Genomic DNA, 19,068 nt, shown 5'->3' with positions numbered 1-19,068 from the left:
CCGTGACACCCTCGCCCCCCTCCCGCCCGGACACGGCGACGGCACCGGCCGGCGGTCCGGTCGTCGCGTCCCCGCGCCCTTCCCCCTCCGGCGGCCTCCGCGGCTGGCTCGCGGTCGTCGCCGTGGGCATGGGCGTGTTCGCCTTCACCACCACCGAGATGGTTCCGATCGGACTGCTCCCCGCCATGAGCCGCGACCTGAGCGTCTCTGAGGGCACGGTCGGCCTGTCGGTGACTCTGTACGGCGCGATCGCGGGCCTGTTCGCACCCGTGCTGACGGTGGCGACCCGCAGGCTCGACCGGCGGCTGCTCCTCCTGGTGGTCCTGAGCGTCTTCGTCGCCGGGAACGCCTTCACCGCGCTGTCGTCGTCGTACGCGGTGCTCATGGTCTCGCGGCTGCTGACGGGCTTCGCGCACGGCGTGATGTGGTCGATCGCCGCGAGCATCGCCATCCGCCTGGTGCCGCCGGGCCAGGCGGTGCGGGCCACGGCCGTCGTCTTCAGCGGCATCTCCATCGCGTCGGTCGTCGGCGTGCCGTTCGGCACCCTCATCGGCCAGTCCGACTGGCGCACGGCGTTCTGGGCGATCTCCGGAATCGGAGTCGTCATCCTCGCCGCCGTCGCGTTCCTGCTGCCGTCCCTCGAACCCCGCGCGGTGGTACGCCTGTCCGAACTGCCCAAGCTCCTGCGCTACGGCAACCTCCGCATCGCCACCCTCGTCACCGCGGCGATGGTGATCGGCCACTTCGCCGCCTACACCTACGTCGCCCCCTTCCTCGAACAGGACGCGGGCATCCCATCCGGCTGGGTCAGCGGCCTGTTGCTGCTGTACGGGGTGGCCGGCGTCGTCGGCAACTTCGCGGGCGGCGCCGCGGCGGTGCGTGCGCTGCGCACCACCACGCTCACCTGCATCCTGCTGCTCGCCACCGCCGTCGTCCTGCTCGTGGCCAACGGCCGTTGGCATCCCGGCACGATCGTCCTGCTGCTGGTCTGGGGCATCGCCTACACCGCGCTCCCGGTCTGCCTGCAGACCCTCGTCTTCGCCAGCGCCCCGCAGGCCCCCGAGGCGGCGACGTCGCTGTACATCTGCGCCTTCAACATCTCCATCGCGCTGGGCGCGCTGGTCGGCGGCTCGGTCGTGGACGCGTCCGGGCCGTCCTCGGTGATGTTCCTCGGGGCCGGATTCAGTGTGCTGGCAGCGTTGTTGATGACCCGTTATCGCGTCGGCGGGTCCGAGTAGCCGGCCTTGGGGCGGGGGCGGGGCGGGGGTCGGGGGGCCTTGTGTGCGAGTGCCGCCTCTGGTCCGCTCTGGCGAGTCTCGGGTCGGGTGGATTCTGGTCGATCCCGCTCAGGTCGGTTCCGTTCGGCTCGCTCGGGCTGAGCGGTTCGTGCTGCGCGGACTAGGAGCTGTCCGATAGCTCGTGTGGGCTGATCGGAGCCGTGGCTCAGGCGCAGATGAGTTTCTCCAAAGGAGTCGTCGGGCTCGCTGGCACTGAGAGCTGGTCGCCAATCCGCTCGCCCTTGCCTGGGTCGGTCGGTTGAGGAATTTGGTTGTGGTGGAGAAGGCGGATGCGGTGATACTCCAGCATGAGCAGAGACGCCGAGGTCATCGTGCTCGCCCGCTGGTCGGACGAGGTGATGGAACCGCTGACCCGGGACGACCCGGAACGAACGTGGCGAGGTCGCTTCGTCCCGATAGCGGGACACTGGGGTTACGAGTTCGGGTGGGCCCTGGAGTTCGAGAAAATTCGTGCCCGCACGGGCCTGCTCAGGCACCTGGAGTCGCTGCCGTGGCCGTATCCGCAGACCGTGCAAGTTCTGCTTCGCGACCAGGACGACGACTGCTTTGGGCTATGGATGTTCCAGGAGGGCCGCCTGGTGGAAGTCACCATTCCGCGCACCGAGCGTTTCCACCAACCGGCGCCGCCCAATGAGGACTTCGAACCCGACCCGGGCGTGCTGCTGCGCACCGACCACAACACGGCTCTGCCCGAGCAGACTCCGGAAGCACGCCGCGACACCCGCTCGCCCTGGTAGACCGAGTTCGACGTTTCATCTCGGCCCATAAGCTCTGAACGAGGTGTTTCGCTCCGGACGGAGCCACAGGTGGATCGCGGCCACGGTGACCGTCCCGTGGAAGGCGTAGGCCCATTTGTCGAAGCGCGTGGTGGCGGCTCGGAAGTTCTTGAGGTTGTTGATGGTTCGCTCGACCTCGTTGCGGCGGCGGTAGATCGTCTTGTCGAAGCCTGTGGGCCGGGCTCCTTGGCTGCCGCGGCGCCGGGCAGGGCGATCCGGCGTCTCTGTCCGTGTGGTCAGTCGGAGTCGGCCCCGGGTAGCAGCAGGAGTTTTCCGTGGGCGTGGCCGGTCAGGCTGATGTCGAGGGCCTTGCGCCAGTCCGTGAGGGGGAAGGTTCCGGCGATCGGCACGGTGAACCTGCCTTCGGCGGCGAGTCGTGCGAACTCGGGGAAGACGGTGAAGCGGTCCTCGTCGGTCCGTATCGCGGGGTCTTCGTGAAAGCTGTCGCGGACCCCGAGTTCCGCCGCCGCGGCCAGGTCGGAGCAGGTCAGCACCCGTTGGGGGTCGCCGTCGACGATCTCGACGAGCTGGGGCAGGGCGCTGCTGGGCGGTGCGGTGTCGAAGGCGACGTCGACCCGGCCGGCGTCGAGGGCCTTGACCCGTTCGGCCAGGCCGTCGCCGTAGCCGACCACCGTCGCTCCGAGGGCGCGCAACCGCTCGGCGTAGGTCTCGCCGGCGGTGGCTATCACCCGGGCTCCGCGGATGAGGGCGATCTGAACGGCCGCGTAGCCGATGGTGGTTCCGGCCCCGTTGATCAGGATCGTGGTGTCCTCGGTCAGGCCGAGTCGGGCGAGGTGCCAGGACGCGGTGCTCAGTGCCATCGGGAGCGTGGCGGCCTGGATGAGGTCGAGCCCCTCGGGTACGGCGAACCAGCGGTCGAGTACGGCCCGGTCCGCCGCGCCCGCGCTCGGCTGGCCTGCGAAGTCGGCGGTGCCGAACACGCGGTCGCCGACGGCCACGTCCGAGACGCCCGTGCCGACGGCCTCGACGGTGCCCGAGACATCGTAGCCGATGCCGCGCGGCAGGGTCCTCGGGAAGAGTCCGCGGCACAGGGCCCAGTCGGCCGGGGCCAGTCCGCACGCGTGGACGGCGATGCGGATGCGGTCGGGCCCCGGCTCGGGCACGGGAGCGGTCTCCAGGCGGAGGACGTCGGCGGGCTCGCCGTTCTCGTGGAAGCGGACGGTGCGCATGGTGTGCGGTGCGGAAGTGGGTGTGGGGGCGGGTGCGGCTGTGGGGTCGGATGCGGACGCGGGTGTGGGCATGAGGTCTCCTTCTGGGCTAATCGGAACGTGTTCCGTTTGGCTCGGGGTCTAGGCTAACCCCATGAACGCCCCAACCGGAACGCGATCCGTTTAGAGATGACCGCCGAACCGTCCCCGGCTGCCTCCCCGCAGCCGCGCGCCGACGCCGTACGCAACCGAGAGACTGTGCTCGCGGCGGCCACCCGCGCCTTCGCCACCTCCGACACCGAGCCGTCCATGCGTGAGATCGCCCGGCAGGCCGGCGTCGGCATCGCCACCGTCTACCGCCATTTCCCGACCCGGGAAGCGCTCGTCGACGCCGTCTACCAGGACCAGGTCGTCCGACTGACGGCCGGGGCGCGGGAGTTGCTCGCCCGCCATTCGCCCGCGCGGGCACTGCGGCTGTGGATGGACCTGTTCGGGGAGTGGGTGGCCACCAAGCACGGCATGACCGACACCCTGCTCGCCATGGTCGACGCGGGCGCGATCTCCCTCGCGCACACCCGCCAGGAACTCCTCGCGGCCATCGCCACGATCCTCGACGCGGGCGCTGCCGCCGGGGACGTCCGGGCCGACGTCCGCCCCGGGGACGTCTCCGCCGGCATCCTCGCCATGCTCGCCGTCGGTCCCCGGTCCGGCGACCCCGACCAGACCCGCCGCCTGCTCGACCTCCTCATGGACGGCCTCAGGCCGCACCGAGGTGCCGCCGACGGACTGTCCAGCTGACGCGGACTGCCGCCTGTGGAGACCCCCGAGGCTGGGACGACTGTTGTCATGTCATTCGACGCCCGACGCCTTGGTGAACCGGGTCACCAGGGAGACGAACCGGCCGGCGTCCTGGACGAGCATCGCGTGGCCGGCGGCGGGGAACATGACCCGCGTGGCGTGCTTGGCCCGGTGGGTGATGATGCTCGCGTTGCCGGGCGGGGTGATCCTGTCGAGGGAGCCGTTGGTGATCAGCATCGGGATGGTGCTGTCGGGGAGCTTGTCCCAGGTGCCCTCGAAGGACTCGTACGCCTGCCCGGCCTGGTACTGACGCAGCAGCGTCTCGTCGCCGACCTTCTCCGGCGGGAGCAGACCGAGCTGCTCGATGTACGCGGCCCGCGCGGCGGTGGCGTCGGCGGGGAAGAGCAGGTTCATCAACTGCGGGCCCGTGGTCTTGGGGCTGTTGAGCTCCTTGGCCACGGCGGCCGGCGTGTTGATGGCCTCGCTGCCGCCGAGGTCGCCGCCTGAACTCACGAGCGCGCTGATCGCACCCGGGTGGAGCGCGGCGACGGTCAGGCCGATCTCGCCGCCCATCGACCAGCCGAGCAGCGCGGGGTGTCGTAGACCCAGCGCCTTGATCAGACCGATGGTGTCGTCGGCCATGAGCGGGATGGTGTCGGGGACCGAGGTGTCGTCGCTCGTGTAGCCGACGCCGCGGTTGTCGAAGATCGTGACGTGGTAGTGCCGCCCGAGCCGGCTCAGCAGGTCGACCGTCCAGTCGCTCATCGTGCCGGTGTCGCCCATGACCATGACGAGGTCGGGGCCCGAGCCGAACTGGCGGTAGCCGATCCGGATGCCGTCGACCGGGACCTGACGCACCGGCCCGAGGAAGGCGGCCTTGCCGGTCGGGGCGGAGTGCGGGACGGGGGCGGACGCGGTGGTGGTGGCGGTCGTGGTGGTGGCTTTGGCCGTGGCATGCGTGCTCGAAGTGCTCGATGTGTTCGAGGCGCCGGTCGAGTGCCTGCCGCCGGACGAACAGGCGACCGCCGCGAGGGCCACCGTGGCGGCGACCACGGCCAGCCGGGGGCGGGTGAGGGCACGCGGGGTGCGGTGCGATGCGGACATGGGGAGCCTCCGGGCTGATGGGGTGCGGGTGGGGTGTTGAGCGAGGTGGGCGGGGTGTCGAGCGGGGGGTGTTGAGCTGGGCGCGATGTGGGTGCGGTGCGCGGTCCGGGCGGTGTGCCGCGGGCAACTGCGCAGGATGAGCGTCCTACCCGAGCTGTCGCGCGGCCCAGGCCCACGCCCAGGCCCAGGCCCAAGCCCACGCCCACGCTCAGGCGTAGACACCCGCCCGGGACGCCGTCCGCCTCGCCTCGCGGTCGGCCTGTGCCTGGAGCAGTTGGCCGCGGACGATGATCGTGCCCAGGCGGACGACGACCTCGCCGACCGCCATCAGGAGCAGGGCGACGACCCAGGCCTGTCCGCTGGTGATGTCGTGCGCGGCGGAGAAGCTGGTCAGGTGCGCGGCGCCGGAGGCGTGCGTGGACCACACCGTGAAGCCGAGGCGGAAGCTCATGCTGATGATCCAGAGGGCGGCGGCGCTGCGGGTGGCCTTGATGAGCACGTGCCCGCCGGCGTGCCGGACGCGGGTGAGCAGACCTCCGGCGAGGCCGAAGACGACCCCGGTGACGGCGAAGACCGCGGCCAGCGGTACGTCGTTGCCGGCGGTCGGGATGTCGGTCAGGTAGTTGCTCGCGGCCCAGGCGATCATGCCGAGCGGGAGCAGGATGGTGCGGGTGGTCAGCCGCTCCTCGCGCAGCTGGCGGAGGACGATGAGCAGGAGCGCGATGTCGATGAACCAGTCGGTGGTTGTCATGTCTCAGAGCTTCCGCCGACGCGCCCCGAACTCCTTCAACCCAGGGGTGTAACCCGGGTTGAGATCCCCGCCGTCACTGCTCGGTGTTGTCCACCAGGCCGAAGCGCCAGGCCCAGGCGATCAGCGCGCCGCGATCCTCCAGCGCCAGCTTGGCCAGGACGTGGTTGAGATGCGTTTTCACCGTGGCCAGGCTGACGACCATCTCGCGTGCCACCTGCCGGTTGTTCAGGCCCTTCGCCAGGAGCCGTACGACGTCGATCTCCCGCCTGGTCAGCCCCTCGGCCTCGGGCGGAAGCGCCGCCGGTGACGACGCGGGCGCGGCGGCGGGCGCCTTCGGCTCCGTCACGACGAGCTGCACGAGCCGCCGTTGCACGGCCGGGTCGAGCACGGTCCGGCCGGCCGCCACGTCCCGGACCGCGGTGAGTACGGCCTCGCCGGTCGCGTCCTTGGTCAGGTAGCCGAGCGCGCCGGCCCGCAGCGCGGGCATCACCGCGTCGTCGTCGGCGAACGTCGTCAGGATCAGCACCTGTGTCCCGAGGCCCGCCGCGAGTATCTCGGCCGTCACCTGCGCGCCGTCGAGCCCGGGCATCCGCAGGTCGACGAGGGCGACGTCGGGCCGCTCCGCCACGGCGACCCGTACCGCCTCGTTCCCGTCGCCGGCCTGCCCGACCACCTCGATGTCCGCCGCCGAGGTCAGCAGCAGCACGACCCCGTCCCGCACGACCGCCTGGTCGTCCGCGACCAGCACCCGAATCGTCACGCGTCCGCCTTCCCGTCCGCCGTCATGCCGCCGGAGTCAGTGCCAGGTGTGCCAGTGCCGCCGGAGTCAGTGCCAGGTGTGCCAGTGCCGCCGGAGTCAGTGCCAGGTGTGCCAGTGCCGCCGGAGTCAGAGCCAGATGTGCCAGTGCCGCCGGAGTCAGAGCCAGATGTGCCAGTGCCGCCTACGACAGCGCCGCCCGCTGCGGCACCATCATCGGACGCGGTGCCTTCCGCGACGCCGGCGTCCTCCACGACCGGCACCCGGAGCGCGACCCGCCACCCCGGTCCTACGGGCGCGGGTCCTGCGGTCACCGTGCCGCCGACGGCCTCGATCCGCTCGGCCATGCCGCGCAGCCCCGTGCCGCTGCCCTGCACCCCCGACGGGCCGCGCCCGGCCGGCAGCCCGTGGTCCCGTACGACGGCGCGCAGTTCGGAGCGCTCCCACACCAGGTCCACGTCGATGGCGCTGCCGGTCGCGTACCGTGCCGCGTTCGTCATGGCCTCCTGCACCGCCCGGTACACCGCGTGCCCGGCCTCGGGCGTGAGCCGACCGGCCCGGCCGCTGACACGCAACCGCGCCTCGCCCGGGAAGCCCCTGGTCAGACTGTCGACATCGGCCACGCCTCGCAGTGGTACGGAACGCAGCGCACCCACAGCCGCGCGGGCCTCCTGCACTCCGTCGCGCGCGAGTTCGGCGGCGCGGTCCAGCGGCCCGGTCAGTGTCGCCGGGGCACCGTCGCGCCGTGCGACCGCCCTGACAGCCTGCAACTGCATGGACAGTCCGGCGAGGCTGTGCGCGAGTACGTCGTGCATCTCGTGGGCGATGCGCCTGCGCTCCTCGAGGGCCGCGGCCTCCTGCCGGGACGCGCGGGACGCCTCCACCTCGGCCAGCAGCGCGACCGCGCGGTCCCGCTCGGCCTGGAGCGCGGCGTGCTCGATCGAACGGTCGGCGAGCAGCCACACCCCGACCGCCGACAGCAGGCCCGCCACGCTGCCGAAGATCACCATGACCGCGACGCCGAAGCCGACCGCGAGCAGCGCGACGCAGGCGTTGCGCACCGGCCCGGCCGGGATGCACATCGGCAGCACGGCGGCGGCGGCCAGCACGGGAACCTCGCCCAGCCCGGCGGGCACGAGAGCCATGATGGCGAAGCCGGTCCCGATGGTCAGCGCGACCCCGAACCAGGTCAGCGGCGTCGGCTCGGCCCGGCCGCTGAGCACCATCCCCAACTCCGCGCAGAGCCCCAGCACGGCGACGACGACCTTCAGCGCCGTCCCGTCGGCCGCGATCACCGAGACCACCACACAGGCGACCAGCGCACCCGCGCCGATCACGTCACCACGCTCGAAGATCCGCCCCCGCCCGGGCCCAGCCGCGGACCGGACCACGCCGGGCCACATACTCACCATCCCCCGCGCTCCGTTCCCCATCGGCACGCCCGCCACGACGCACACACGCCCGCCGGCACACGGCGGCGAGCATATACGCGGCATCGACACGGGACGTTTGCCACCGCCCGTCCCCAAAGTCCTGGCGAAAGGAGCTGACCCCGACCTGATGCTCGTCAGTTCAGGCGGAACCCACCTCGTGGGGCGTCGACAGACAGGTGATGCCATTCGTGGCCGCAACCGTCGGAGCAGAAGCGCTCCCGTCGGCGTCCGTCGGCGACGGCCAGCACCGCGATGAGCAGCCGGAACGACTTGAGGCGCTCGTCGTGGGGGGTGAGGCCGGCGATCTTCCCGAGTTGCCGGTCCATCGGCCCTCGTGCGATCAGCACCGCCGGTGTGTGCGTGGCGCGAAGTCCGGCACGTCGGACACTTTCCGGGCCGTCCTCGGTGGTGGCGCGGGCCTGAACGCAGAACTGTGAGAGGAGGCGCAGAGTGGTGGACTGCTCCTCGGCGGAGAGGCTCTCGAACCACTGGATGCCCTGAGACATCGGCCGAAGCTCCTGGGCGAGCTGGTTGAGAATGACGTAGGGATCAGCCATGCGCACACCCCCGTCGCCCTCGGTTCGCCGTCGTCCACGGTGCTGAGACGTGCAGGCCGGTGCTGCGATGTGGAGGCCCCGAACCCGCCCTCGCCGCTTCGGATCTGCACGTGGTGATGTGCTGTGCGCTGTGCACCTTTACCTGTACGCCGTGCTGAGCTGCGCTGTTGATGGGGAGTCGAACCCCGCGTTGCTCTTCACGCGCCAGGAGTGGGCCGGAAGACCGCCGGCCCTCGGTGTGTGCCCGCCTCCGAAGCTGCTACCTGCTCCACATCGCTCGCCCCGCCTGCCGGACTTTCAGTCCAGCAGGTCCACCTCCCAGTTCGTACGCTGGATCCGCACGTCGACCTCGCGGATCTCCCGCGCGAGAACATCCGCCTGACCGCGCAGTTCCGCGACCGGAAGCGCGGAGAGCATCATCAGCTCGGAGCGGAGCTGTCGGCCGTATCCCCGGTCACCGCTGCCCGCCGCCGCGTCCGCCGCCGCGGTGACCACGGAGTGACGCAACCGCAGGACGTCCCGGCGGGCGAGGGCGTCGGTGAGCGTGCCGTCGGGACCCATCTCTACGGTGGCGTTGGTGCGGTTGATCCGCCGGATCAACGTTTCGAGGGTGCTCAGCACCTCACCGGCCTCGGCCAGCAACTGGGCGGCGTCCTCGGCGGGCACCTCCCCCTCCTGGTACCGCGCACTGCTGACGACCCGCGCTCGCAACTGCTCCACACGGCGCGTCGCTTCCGCACGTTCCGCCAGTGCCTCGGCAAGCTTCACTGTCTCCCCCTCCCCTCCATGAGCTCGCCCGAGTATAGGAGGGCGACCCGGCTCGCACGCACGTGGATTTTGCTCCAGAGGGGCCCTGACCAGCCGCTGGAGTGAGAGCGGAGCGGACACGGGCCGGCCGGTGTCACACGAAGGTGACGGTGTCGTCGACGCGTGCGGAGTGGATGCCGACCGAGGTCTCACGCATGTAGCGCTCGCGCAGTTCGTGGGCCTTCTTGTAGGCCTCGGTCGACAGCGCTTCCGCCATGGCTTCCTGCGAGTCGAAGCTGATCTGGACGATGGCGTCGATCGGGTCCTCCGCCCCGTCGGCGGCGAGGTCCGTGAGGTGGAACTGCTGGTAGGCGCGAGTCTGCGGGAGCGCCTGGTACGTCGGTCCGTACTCGTGCTTCATGAAGTGCCGGAAGTCCTCGGTGGAGACCTCGGGCTTCTTCCGGATGACGGTCATCAGAGTGATCACGGCCTGTCCCTTCGCGGTGCGCACTGCGCCTCGGGAAATATCACCACAGCACCGCGTGGCGCTCCGCGCTGTGCTCAGCAGTGGCCGACCGGAACGCTCGGTGGCCAACTGGAGTCCTCCGTCACACGTGGCATGGCGCACTTTTGCAAGCAGGTGCTTGCAATAGTTAGCGGAGGTGAGGCAAGGTGGAGGCATGGCAACGCTCAACGTCGGCAATCTCGGGGAGTATCTGCGTGAGCAGCGGCGCACTGCGCAGCTGTCTCTGCGGCAGCTCGCCGATGCCGCCGGGGTGTCGAATCCGTATCTGAGCCAGATCGAGCGCGGGCTGCGCAAGCCGAGCGCGGAGGTGTTGCAGCAGGTCGCCAAGGCGCTGCGGATCTCCGCCGAGACGCTGTACGTGCGGGCCGGCATCCTCGACGCCGAGCGGGACCGGGACGAGGTCGAGACGCGTGCCGTCATCCTCGCCGATCCCACGCTCACCGAACGGCAGAAGCAGGTGCTGCTTCAGATCTACGAGTCCTTCCGCAAGGAGAACGGGTTCGAGATCGCCGAGGTGAGCGACGGCCTGGACCTCGGTCCGGGGCTCGGTCTCGGTGTGGCCGACGGCAGCGGTGCCGAACCGCCGGAGCGGACGGCGAGACCGGGCGACAGCGGTACCGGCGGCGACGGTGCAGACCACACCGGGCCGCAGGAGACCGCCGGTTGACCCGCGGACGTACACAACACAAAACCCTCAGCTGATAGCGACTGATAGCGACCGGGAGGTCCATCACCATGGCCATCACCGATGACCTGCGCAAGACCCTGAGCGATCCCACCCCCCTCTACTTCGCCGCCGGCACTGCCGACCTCGCGCTCCAGCAGGCCAAGAAGGTTCCCGGCCTGGTCGAGCAGTTGCGGGCCGAGGCGCCTGCCCGGATCGACGCCGTGCGCGGCACCGACCCGAAGGCCGTGCAGGAGAAGGCCGCCGCCCGCGCCAAGGAGGCCGGTGCCAAGGCCAAGGAGGCGCAGGAGACCTTCCAGACCAAGGTCAACGACTTCATCACCAGCCTCGACGGTGACTTCAAGAAGCTCAGCAGCAACCTCGACGCCGACCTGAAGAAGTTCGGCGAGTCCGCCCAGGACTTCGCGCTGCGCGGGGTCGGCGTCGCCGCCGAGTACGCGGTCAAGGCGCGCGAGGCGTACGAGAAGGTCGCCGAGCACGGCGAGCAGGCCGTGAGGACCTGGCGCGGCGAGGCGGCCGACGAGATCGAGGAGCTGGCCGTCGCGGTCGAGCCCGACCCCGAGCCCGTCGTGAAGCCGGTGGCCGAGCCCGTCGTGGTGAAGGCCGAGACCCCGGCCCCGGCCGCCCCGGCGAAGAAGCCCGCCGCGAAGAAGGCCCCGGCCCGCAAGACCACCACCGCGAAGAAGCCCACGCCGCCCGCGAAGTGACACGTACGGGTGATCGGTAACGGGTCGGGCACTCATGGAGTGCCCGGCCCGTTCTTCGGGTAGCGGGAATCCGGTTGCCGGTACGGTGACCGCACAGGAACTGGCCGAGTCGGGTGGTGGACGTAGTGCTGATGCAGGGCTTCGCAGGGTTCATGTGGCTGTTGAGTGTCGCCCTGATCATTTTCAGCGGCTTCGCGCTCGTCGACGCGGCCACGCGTCGTGAGGACGCCTATCGCGCGGCGGACAAGAAGACCAAGCCGTTCTGGCTGATCATCCTGGGGCTCGCCTTCGTGGTGAACCTCATCTTCAACATCCTGTCGTTCCTGCCGATCATCGGCCTCGTCGCGACCATCGTGTACATGGTCGACGTCCGCCCGGCCCTCCGCGGCCTCCCCGGCGGCGGCCGCAGCCGCAGAGGCGGCTCCAGCAGCGACGGCCCCTACGGCCCGTACAACGGCGGCCGCTGAAGCCGTACGGCGACCACCGCACCGACGCCGTACGGCGACCACCGCACCGACGCCGTACGGCGACCACCGCGCCCACGCCGTACGGCGACCACCGCGCCCACGCCGTACGGCGACCACCGCACCGACCGCTCGCCCCACCCGCCGCGCTCGCGGCGGAGCTATAGCGCTATAGCGCTACGGCGTCCGGTCCAGCATCAGCACCGCCACGTCGTCCGTCAGCTCGCCGCCGTTGAGGTCGCGGACCTCGTTGACCGCGGCCCGGAGCAGTTCCTCGCCCCGCAGGCCCTCGGCGAGCTGGCGGCGGACCATGGCCACCATGCCCTCCTGGCCGAGCCGTTCACGGCGGCCCTCACCGACCCGGCCCTCGATCAGGCCGTCGGTGTACAGCATCAGACTCCACTCCGCGCCCAGCTCGACCTGCATCCGCGGCCAGCGGGCGCCGGGCAGCAGGCCGAGGGCGGGGCCGTTGTTGTCGAAGGGGAGAAGTTCGGCCGGGCGGCCGGGGCAGGCGAGCAGCGGGGACGGGTGGCCGGCCAGGCACAGGCCCGCGCGGCGGCCGTCGGGGGCGATGTCGACCGTGCAGAGCGTCGCGAAGATCTCGTCGTCGGACCGCTCGTGCTCCAGGACCTGCTGCAGCGTGCCGAGCAGCTGGTCGCCGCAGAGGCCCGCCAGGGTCAACGCGCGCCAGGCGATGCGGAGTTCGACGCCGAGCGCGGCCTCGTCGGGGCCGTGCCCGCAGACGTCGCCGATCATCGCGTGCACGGTCCCGTCGGGGGTGCGCACGGTGTCGTAGAAGTCGCCGCCGAGGAGCGCGCGGGAGCGGCCGGGGCGGTAGCGGGCGGCGAAGCGGAGCGGGGAGCCCTCCAGGAGGGGGGTGGGCAGCAGGCCGCGTTCGAGGCGGGCGTTCTCCTGGGCGCGCAGCTTGGACTCGGTGAGCTTGCGCTCCGCGCGGTCCGAGCGCTTGCGCTCCACGGCGTAGCGGATCGCGCGGCTGAGCAGCCGGCCGTCGAGTTCGTCGCGGAAGAGGTAGTCCTGGGCGCCCACGCGGACCGCCTCGGCGCCGCGCTCGGTGTCGCCGGACGCGGTGAGGGCGAGGACGGCGTGGTGCGGGGCGAGCCGGAGTACGTGCTTGAGCACGGCGAGCTCGTCGTCGCTGCCGTCCGCCGCGCGGGTCGGGGCGGGCAGCGCGAGGTCGAGCAGGATGCAGTGCACGTCGTCGGTGAGCAGCCGCTCGGCCTCGGTGAGGTTGCGGGCGGTGCGGACCCGGATCGGTTTGCCGGTCGGGTCGAGCAGCTCGGGCACGACCGGCGAGCCGCCGGGGTCGTCCTCGATCATCAGCAGGGTGAGGTGGCCGACGGGAGCGGCGTGGGCGGGGGAGTGGGCAGGGCGGGGCGCGGCCTCGGCCGGGTCGGCCTTCGCGCCGGTCTCGGCGCCGTCGGCCTTCTCGTCGTCGGTCGTGTCCTGCGGGCGCGGGGCGTCCACGTCTCCGGAAGCGGGTCCGGACACGGTCGTGGAGCTGCCTCCGGCGCTGCCGCCGGGGCTGTCGCCCGAGCTGTCGCCGGTGATGCCTCCGGAACGGTCTCCGAAGGGTCCGCCGATCGCGGGCTCGGCCGGCGCCTGACCACTTTCCGCGGCCGGGATCGCTCTCTGCCGCGGTATGGGTGCGGGCATCGTCCTGGTTCCTTCCCTCCCCCCGAGGGCACGGCGGGGCGAGGGACCTCGACCCACCGACGGGGACCATAGCGGTAGTGGGCGCCGTAAAGGAATGGTGTGAGACAGGTCGCCTGGCAGGCGGCCACTGTCATATGCCGTGTTCCGTACGGGAGTTGGGCGAGGCGGCTCTTACCTCGGAATGACGAAGGTCACGCCGGGTGGGGGTTTGGTGCGAGGGGTGCGTGCGCTGGGTCACATGGCCCCGGTCACCGGCCGGCGTACGACCGCTGACGGGACGTATCACGCATCCGGGCGCACAACACCCAATATCGGCATGGAGCCCGCCCCTGCCACCGTGACCGTCCGCCCCGGTCGCGGGGCGTGGATGATCGCGCCGTCGCCGATGTACATGGCGACATGGCTGGCGTCGTGGAAGTAGATGATGAGGTCGCCGGGGCGCATGTCCTTCACGGCGACGTGCGGGAGCTGCTTCCACTGCTCCTGCGAGGTGCGCGGGATCGGGTCGCCCGCGCTCGCCCAGGCCTGCGAGGTCAGCCCCGAGCAGTCGTACGTCGACGGGCCCTCGGCGCCCCATTCGTACGGCTTGCCGAGCTGGGCCGTCGCGTACGCCACCGCGGCCTTGCCCGCCGAGGTCGCCTTGCCGGTGGCGTCCTTGAGGGCGCCGGAGTCGAGCCAGGCGGTCTGTGCCTTCAGGGCGGCCTGCTGCTCCAGCTTGGCCAGCCGCTCCTTCTCCTGCTTCTCCAGCTGGGACTCGAGCTTCTCGGCCGCCGCGATCTGGGTCGTGATCTTCTTCTTGGCGGTGGCCTTGGCCTGGCGGTTCTTCTCCAACTGCTGCCACTGGGCGGAGGCGTCGGCGGTGTACTGCTTCAAGTCCTGCTGGGTGCGGGTCAGTTCGGCGATCAGGCCCTTCGTGGCGCGCTGCCCCTGGAGCACCCGGCCCGTACCGTCGAGGAATGCCTGCGGGTTGTCGCTCAGCAGCAGCTGCGCCTCGTCCGGGATGCCGCCCGTGCGGTACTGGGAGCGGGCCGCGGCGCCGGCGCGGTCCTTCAACTCGTCCAGTTTCTCCTGGCCCTTGACGATCTTCTTGGCCAGCTCGACGATCTCCGCGGACTGCTTCTTCGTCTGCTCCTCGGCCGCGTTGTAGGCGTCGGTGGCGACGGAGGCGTCGTGGTAGAGGGTGTCGAGCTTGGTGCGTACGGCCTCAAGGTCCTTGTTGCTCACGGGCGTCGAGGACGCGGACGGGGTCGCCGAGGGGGTCGGCGTGGGTGCCGGGCTCGCGAACGCGGTGCCGGGTGCCGCGAGTACGGTGACCGCGCAGACGACCGCCACGGCCGTAGTGATCAGGGCCCGCCTGGCCGTGCCCCTGTCCGTCCCCGTGCTCATCCCCTGCCCCCACATCCACGTCAGCCGCCTGTGACCGCAATCTGATTGCCCGTCAGTAACTTACGGACGCCTGGGGGATCGTGCCATGTCCCTACAGAAAACGACAGAGGTAGTACTTCCCGTACTTCTCTCCCTTCCTTCCAGGTCACGCCCGGTGACGATCTCCCCGTTCGTGTGACGTACGGCCGCCGGGGATCGTTCCCCACGCACCCCACCCGCAACCGGATTCACCCGCGTGGCGTCAACGCCCCCCAGGACACGGTGACTTCGCCCTGCCGCCAGCGCACCGGTCCGTCCGTCACCGGCCAGTCCGCGGTGAGGTCCCGTACCGCGCGGATCCAGCGTTGGCGGGCGCCGTAGGAGGCGTAGGGGGCGGCGGTGGCCCAGGCGCGGTCGAAGTCGCGGAGGAAGGCGTGCACCGGTTCGCCGGGGACGTTGCGGTGGATGAGGGCCTTGGGGAGGCGTTCGGCGAGGTCGGAAGGCCGTTCCAGGGAACCGAGGCGCGCGGCGAAGGTGACCGTGCGGGGTCCCTCCGGTCCCAGCGCGACCCAGACGTGCCGTCGCCCGATCTCGTCGCAGGTCCCCTCGACGAGGAGCCCGCCCCGGGAGTCCGCTGTCGCCGGCGCGAGTCGTCCGCACAGGTGCGCCCACACCTCGGCGACCTGGGCCTCGTCGTACTGCCGCAGGACGTTCGCCGCGCGGATCAGGCACGGGCGCTCCGGGAGCGGGATCTCGAACCCGCCGTGCCGGAAGGTGAGGCCGTCGCGCTCATAGGGTTTCGCCGCGGCGACCCGTACGGGGTCGATCTCGATGCCGACGACGTGGGTGTGCGGGGCGACGGTTCGCAGGCGCGTCAGGAGTTCTACGGCGGTCCAGGGGGCGGCGCCGTAGCCGAGGTCCACGGCGACGGGGGCGGGGGTGCGGCGCAGCTCGGGGCCGTGCGTGGCCGCGATCCAGCGGTCCATGCGGCGGAGGCGGTTGGGGTTGGTGGTGCCGCGCGTCGCCGTTCCTATGGGGCGGGTCGCTGCGCGGGCTTTCATGGGTACGAGGGTATGCGGGGTGGGGGTGGGCCGGGGTGTCGGCCGGGTTGGGGGTGGGGGGTTCGGTTGTGTGCGGGGTGCGGGTTCGGTGGGGGCTGGTCGCGCAGTTCCCCGCGCCCCTTAGGGGGATGAGGTGGGCCGGGGTTTGCCTGTCTGGGGGGCATGCGCATGACCATGGCGTGACCATTCTTAGGGTCGCCCCCGGCCTTTCCTTCGCCGCGTCTTGACTCGGGGGGCCGCAACCCTGACAGGGGGCTCGCAGGTCTTGTAAGCGCGTCCGACCCCGGGCTCCCCAACGTAAGGACAAACGTGTCCCTCTCCCCCCGTGCCGCCGGAGCGGCCCGCGTCGCAGGCACCTCGGTGGCCGCGGTCGTGCTCTCCGTCGCCGCCTCGCACACCGCGCTCGCGTGCAGCATCGGTGACTTCACCGCGACCGCCCTCTGCGACGCCCACGACAACGGCGTCATCCGCGTCACGGACAAGGACGCGAGCGGCACCCCGGCCAAGATCAGCCTGTACCTCCAGCTGAGCATGCCCGGCGGGGAACGGTGGTCGGACACCCAGACCATCCAGCACCCCACCGCGGAAGGCACCAGCGTCGACCTCAACCCGCAGGGCTGGTACCCCGGCGTCTCCTACCGCGTCCACGTCCAGGCCGGCGACCAGGTCGACGCCGACATCACCCCGCTGGTGGTCATCCCGGACGTGACGTGCGGGGCGGCGGCATCGGCCTCGGCGTCCGTATCCGCCGAACCGTCGACGTCCTCGACACCCTCCCCCGCCTCTTCCACGACCCCGAGCGCCACCCCCACCTCATCCCCGTCCTCCACCGAGAGCAGCAGCCCGGTACCCGCAGCAAGCAGTGCCCCGTCCCCCGCGGGCGGCGGCACCCACCTCGCCGACACCGGCGCGAGCAACGGCACGACGACATTCGCGGGCACCGCGGCGGCCCTGCTCGTTGCGGGCGGCGGCATCGCCATCACCCTGCGCCGAAGGACGACGACACGCGGCTCCCGCTGACAGACAAACCCGGGCCCACCCCAACCCCCTAAGGGGCGCGGGGAACTGCGCGACAAGCCCCCACGCACCCGCACCCCGCACACAACCGAACCCCCACCCCCAACCCGGCCGACACCCCCAACCCACCCGTACCCCGCAAACAACCCAAGCCCCCCGGCCCCCCAACGCCCCGCCACCTCGAACAGTTGCCCGACCCCCGGCAACGTCTCGGCAAAATCCTCCGGCACCGGAATGCGACCCCCCGCCCCCGACGTTGCAGAAACCCGGAGGGACCCCACGCCCTCCCTCAGGCATGCCCGCAGCGAGGAGGAACGCCACGTGAGCCAGTACGGGAGCAGGCTCGGGCGCCGTTCCGCGGCCTCGTCGTCGCGGTTGCGGCTGCACCGCAGACCGCGCCGGGTCGCCATGCTCTCCGTACACACCTCACCGCTGCACCAGCCCGGCACGGGCGACGCCGGCGGCATGAACGTCTACATCGTGGAGCTCGCGCAGCGCCTCGCCGCGATCAACATCGAGGTGGAGATCTTCACCCGGGCCACCACCGCCGCCCTCCCCCCGGCCGTCGAACTCGCCCCCGGTGTCCTCGTGCGGCACGTCGACGCGGGCCCGTACGAGGGCCTCGCCAAGGAGGAACTCCCCGCCCAGCTCTGCGCGTTCACGCACGGAGTGATGCAGGCGTGGGCCGGCCACCGCCCGGGGTACTACGACCTCGTCCACTCGCACTACTGGCTCTCCGGCCACGTCGGCTGGCTCGCCGCCCAGCGCTGGGGCGTCCCCCTCGTGCACGCGATGCACACGATGGCCAAGGTCAAGAACGCCAACCTGGCCGACGGCGACACCCCCGAACCCGCCGCCCGCGTCATCGGCGAGACCCAGATCGTCAGGGCCGCGGACCGGCTGATCGCCAACACCGCCGAGGAAGCCGACGAACTCGTCCGGCACTACTCCGCCGACCCCGCCAAGGTCGCCGTCGTGCACCCGGGCGTCAATCTCGAACGCTTCCGCCCGGCGGACGGCCGCGCCGCCGCCCGCGCCCGCCTCGGCCTCCCGCAGGACGCCCTGATCCCCCTCTTCGCCGGCCGCATCCAGCCCCTGAAGGCCCCTGACGTGCTGCTGCGCGCGGTCGCCGTGCTCCTCGACGAGCGGCCCGACCTGCGCTCGAACATCGTCGTCCCGATCGTCGGCGGCCCCAGCGGCAGCGGCCTCGCCAAGCCGGAGGGCCTGCAGAAGCTCGCCGCGCGGCTCGGCATCGCGGACGTCGTACGGTTCCGGCCGCCGGTCGGGCAGGAGCAGCTCGCGGACTGGTTCCGCGCCGCGTCCGTGCTGGTCATGCCGTCGTACAGCGAGTCCTTCGGGCTGGTCGCCATAGAGGCGCAGGCGGCCGGTACGCCGGTGCTCGCGGCCTCGGTCGGCGGTCTCCCGGTCGCCGTGCGCGACGGCGAGACCGGCTTCCTGATCAAGGGCCACGACCCGGCCGCCTACGCGCGCGTGCTGCGCGACCTCGCCGACGACCCGGCGCGCGCGCCCCGCATGGGCGAGGCCGCCGCCCGGCACGCGCAGTGCTTCGGCTGGGACACGGCCGCCGCCGCCACGGCCGACGTCTACACGGCCGCGGCACAGGCCCACCGCCGTCACGTACGCTCGCACCATGGGTGAGTCAGCAGCGGACCAGGAGCGGGCGGCGCAGGTCATCGAGGGTTTCCTCAAGGGAGCCGAACTCGACTGGGAGAGCCCGGAGTCGGGCACGTTCGTCGTCCAACTCCCCGGTACCCGCAAGCTGTCGACGACCGTCTCCCTCCTCGTCGGCCGCCACTCCCTCTCGCTCAACGCCTTCGTCGTCCGCCACCCGGACGAGAACGAGACGGCCGTCCACCGCTGGCTCCTGGAGCGCAACCTCAAGCTGTACGGCGTGAGTTACGCCGTCGACCAGCTCGGTGACGTGTACGTCACCGGGCGGCTGCCGCTGTCCGCCGTCACCGACGCCGAGATCGACCGTCTCCTCGGCCAGGTCCTGGAGGCCGCGGACGGCAGCTTCAACACCCTCCTGGAGCTGGGCTTCGCCACCGCGATCCGCAAGGAGTACGCGTGGCGGGTGTCGCGGGGGGAGTCGACGCGGAATCTGGACGCGTTCACACATCTGACCCAGCGTCCGACCGAGCCGACCGACTGATCCCGG

Annotated in this window: 20 protein-coding genes and 1 pseudogene; 9 read left to right on the top strand and 12 right to left on the bottom strand. The window is 71.4% G+C overall.

Features of this window, described 5'->3' with window-relative positions:
• Positions 1 to 2 precede the first annotated feature (2 nt).
• Together OHT77_RS21200 and OHT77_RS21195 are read left to right on the top strand one after the other, a co-directional pair.
• Positions 3 to 1,238 (top strand): MFS transporter, encoded by a 1,236-nt coding sequence (locus OHT77_RS21200; RefSeq protein ID WP_328830114.1) that lies wholly within the window; start codon positions 3 to 5, stop codon positions 1,236 to 1,238.
• A gap of 347 nt (positions 1,239 to 1,585) precedes the next feature.
• On the top strand, positions 1,586 to 2,035 hold the full coding sequence (locus tag OHT77_RS21195) for a hypothetical protein (RefSeq protein ID WP_328830113.1): 450 nt from the start codon (positions 1,586 to 1,588) through the stop codon (positions 2,033 to 2,035).
• A 15-nt stretch (positions 2,036 to 2,050) separates the two neighbouring features.
• Here OHT77_RS21195 and OHT77_RS21190 read toward each other — a convergent pair.
• A pseudogene (locus OHT77_RS21190) lies at positions 2,051 to 2,380 on the bottom strand (hypothetical protein); the annotation flags it as partial.
• Positions 2,311 to 3,264 (bottom strand): NADP-dependent oxidoreductase, encoded by a 954-nt coding sequence (locus tag OHT77_RS21185; RefSeq protein WP_328834296.1) that lies wholly within the window; start codon positions 3,262 to 3,264, stop codon positions 2,311 to 2,313. The gene OHT77_RS21185 and the pseudogene OHT77_RS21190, both read right to left, overlap by 70 nt.
• Before the next feature lie 168 nt (positions 3,265 to 3,432).
• Here OHT77_RS21185 and OHT77_RS21180 point away from each other — a divergent pair, with 168 nt between their 5' ends.
• Positions 3,433 to 4,041, top strand: a complete 609-nt coding sequence (locus tag OHT77_RS21180) for a TetR/AcrR family transcriptional regulator (RefSeq protein WP_328830112.1) — start codon at positions 3,433 to 3,435, stop codon at positions 4,039 to 4,041.
• Positions 4,042 to 4,092: 51 nt separating this feature from the next.
• Here OHT77_RS21180 and OHT77_RS21175 read toward each other — a convergent pair whose 3' ends face one another.
• From OHT77_RS21175 to OHT77_RS21145, 7 genes are all read right to left on the bottom strand, one after another.
• On the bottom strand, positions 4,093 to 5,145 hold the full coding sequence (locus OHT77_RS21175) for an alpha/beta fold hydrolase (protein ID WP_328830111.1): 1,053 nt from the start codon (positions 5,143 to 5,145) through the stop codon (positions 4,093 to 4,095).
• A gap of 208 nt (positions 5,146 to 5,353) precedes the next feature.
• Entirely contained in the window at positions 5,354 to 5,896 is a 543-nt protein-coding gene (locus OHT77_RS21170) for a hypothetical protein (protein WP_328830110.1), read from the bottom strand.
• A gap of 73 nt (positions 5,897 to 5,969) precedes the next feature.
• Positions 5,970 to 6,656, bottom strand: a complete 687-nt coding sequence (locus OHT77_RS21165) for a response regulator transcription factor (RefSeq protein ID WP_328830109.1) — start codon at positions 6,654 to 6,656, stop codon at positions 5,970 to 5,972.
• The gene (locus OHT77_RS21160; RefSeq protein WP_328830108.1) at positions 6,653 to 8,065 is read right to left on the bottom strand and encodes a sensor histidine kinase; all 1,413 of its coding nucleotides are present in this window, start codon (positions 8,063 to 8,065) and stop codon (positions 6,653 to 6,655) included. Before OHT77_RS21160 ends, OHT77_RS21165 begins: the two co-directional genes overlap by 4 nt.
• 155 nt (positions 8,066 to 8,220) lie before the next feature.
• Positions 8,221 to 8,643 carry a DUF5958 family protein gene (locus tag OHT77_RS21155; RefSeq protein ID WP_328830107.1) on the bottom strand — a complete coding sequence of 141 codons (423 nt, stop codon included), beginning with the start codon at positions 8,641 to 8,643 and terminating at the stop codon, positions 8,221 to 8,223.
• 297 nt (positions 8,644 to 8,940) lie between these two features.
• On the bottom strand, positions 8,941 to 9,411 hold the full coding sequence (locus OHT77_RS21150; protein ID WP_328830106.1) for a DIP1984 family protein: 471 nt from the start codon (positions 9,409 to 9,411) through the stop codon (positions 8,941 to 8,943).
• Positions 9,412 to 9,544: 133 nt separating this feature from the next.
• Entirely contained in the window at positions 9,545 to 9,877 is a 333-nt protein-coding gene (locus tag OHT77_RS21145; RefSeq protein WP_328830105.1) for an EthD family reductase, read from the bottom strand.
• A 193-nt stretch (positions 9,878 to 10,070) separates the two neighbouring features.
• Here OHT77_RS21145 and OHT77_RS21140 point away from each other — a divergent pair, with 193 nt between their 5' ends.
• The 3 genes from OHT77_RS21140 (at position 10,071) to OHT77_RS21130 (ending at position 11,775) form a co-directional block, all read left to right on the top strand.
• Complete coding sequence (locus OHT77_RS21140; protein WP_328830104.1) at positions 10,071 to 10,583, top strand: helix-turn-helix domain-containing protein; 513 nt, start codon at positions 10,071 to 10,073, stop codon at positions 10,581 to 10,583.
• Positions 10,584 to 10,651: 68 nt separating this feature from the next.
• Entirely contained in the window at positions 10,652 to 11,308 is a 657-nt protein-coding gene (locus tag OHT77_RS21135) for a hypothetical protein (RefSeq protein ID WP_328830103.1), read from the top strand.
• A 131-nt stretch (positions 11,309 to 11,439) separates the two neighbouring features.
• Entirely contained in the window at positions 11,440 to 11,775 is a 336-nt protein-coding gene (locus OHT77_RS21130) for a DUF2516 family protein (protein ID WP_328834295.1), read from the top strand.
• Between the two features lie 174 nt (positions 11,776 to 11,949).
• On the opposite strand, the gene OHT77_RS21125 is transcribed toward OHT77_RS21130, so the two are convergent.
• The 3 genes from OHT77_RS21125 to OHT77_RS21115 all read right to left on the bottom strand — a co-directional run bounded on the left by OHT77_RS21125 (position 11,950) and on the right by OHT77_RS21115 (position 15,872).
• Positions 11,950 to 13,446: a PP2C family protein-serine/threonine phosphatase gene (locus tag OHT77_RS21125; protein ID WP_328830102.1), complete on the bottom strand. Its 1,497-nt coding sequence runs from the start codon at positions 13,444 to 13,446 to the stop codon at positions 11,950 to 11,952.
• A gap of 282 nt (positions 13,447 to 13,728) precedes the next feature.
• Positions 13,729 to 14,832 carry a C40 family peptidase gene (locus tag OHT77_RS21120; RefSeq protein WP_328830101.1) on the bottom strand — a complete coding sequence of 368 codons (1,104 nt, stop codon included), beginning with the start codon at positions 14,830 to 14,832 and terminating at the stop codon, positions 13,729 to 13,731.
• 227 nt (positions 14,833 to 15,059) lie between these two features.
• Positions 15,060 to 15,872: a class I SAM-dependent methyltransferase gene (locus OHT77_RS21115; RefSeq protein ID WP_328830100.1), complete on the bottom strand. Its 813-nt coding sequence runs from the start codon at positions 15,870 to 15,872 to the stop codon at positions 15,060 to 15,062.
• 309 nt (positions 15,873 to 16,181) lie between these two features.
• On the opposite strand from OHT77_RS21115, the gene OHT77_RS21110 reads away from it, so the two are divergent.
• The 3 genes from OHT77_RS21110 to OHT77_RS21100 all read left to right on the top strand — a co-directional run bounded on the left by OHT77_RS21110 (position 16,182) and on the right by OHT77_RS21100 (position 19,062).
• On the top strand, positions 16,182 to 16,892 hold the full coding sequence (locus tag OHT77_RS21110; RefSeq protein WP_328830099.1) for an LAETG motif-containing sortase-dependent surface protein: 711 nt from the start codon (positions 16,182 to 16,184) through the stop codon (positions 16,890 to 16,892).
• A 318-nt stretch (positions 16,893 to 17,210) separates the two neighbouring features.
• Positions 17,211 to 18,548 (top strand): D-inositol-3-phosphate glycosyltransferase, encoded by a 1,338-nt coding sequence (gene mshA / locus OHT77_RS21105; RefSeq protein WP_328830098.1) that lies wholly within the window; start codon positions 17,211 to 17,213, stop codon positions 18,546 to 18,548.
• Positions 18,541 to 19,062, top strand: coding sequence for a YbjN domain-containing protein (locus OHT77_RS21100; RefSeq protein WP_328830097.1), 522 nt, complete (start codon positions 18,541 to 18,543; stop codon positions 19,060 to 19,062). Before mshA ends, OHT77_RS21100 begins: the two co-directional genes overlap by 8 nt.
• The last annotated feature ends 6 nt before the right edge of the window (positions 19,063 to 19,068 follow it).

Origin of the sequence: Streptomyces sp. NBC_00252 (assembly GCF_036187565.1) — a bacterium.
Lineage (GTDB): Bacteria > Actinomycetota > Actinomycetes > Streptomycetales > Streptomycetaceae > Streptomyces.
This window is presented reverse-complemented; position numbering and strand designations above follow the sequence as displayed.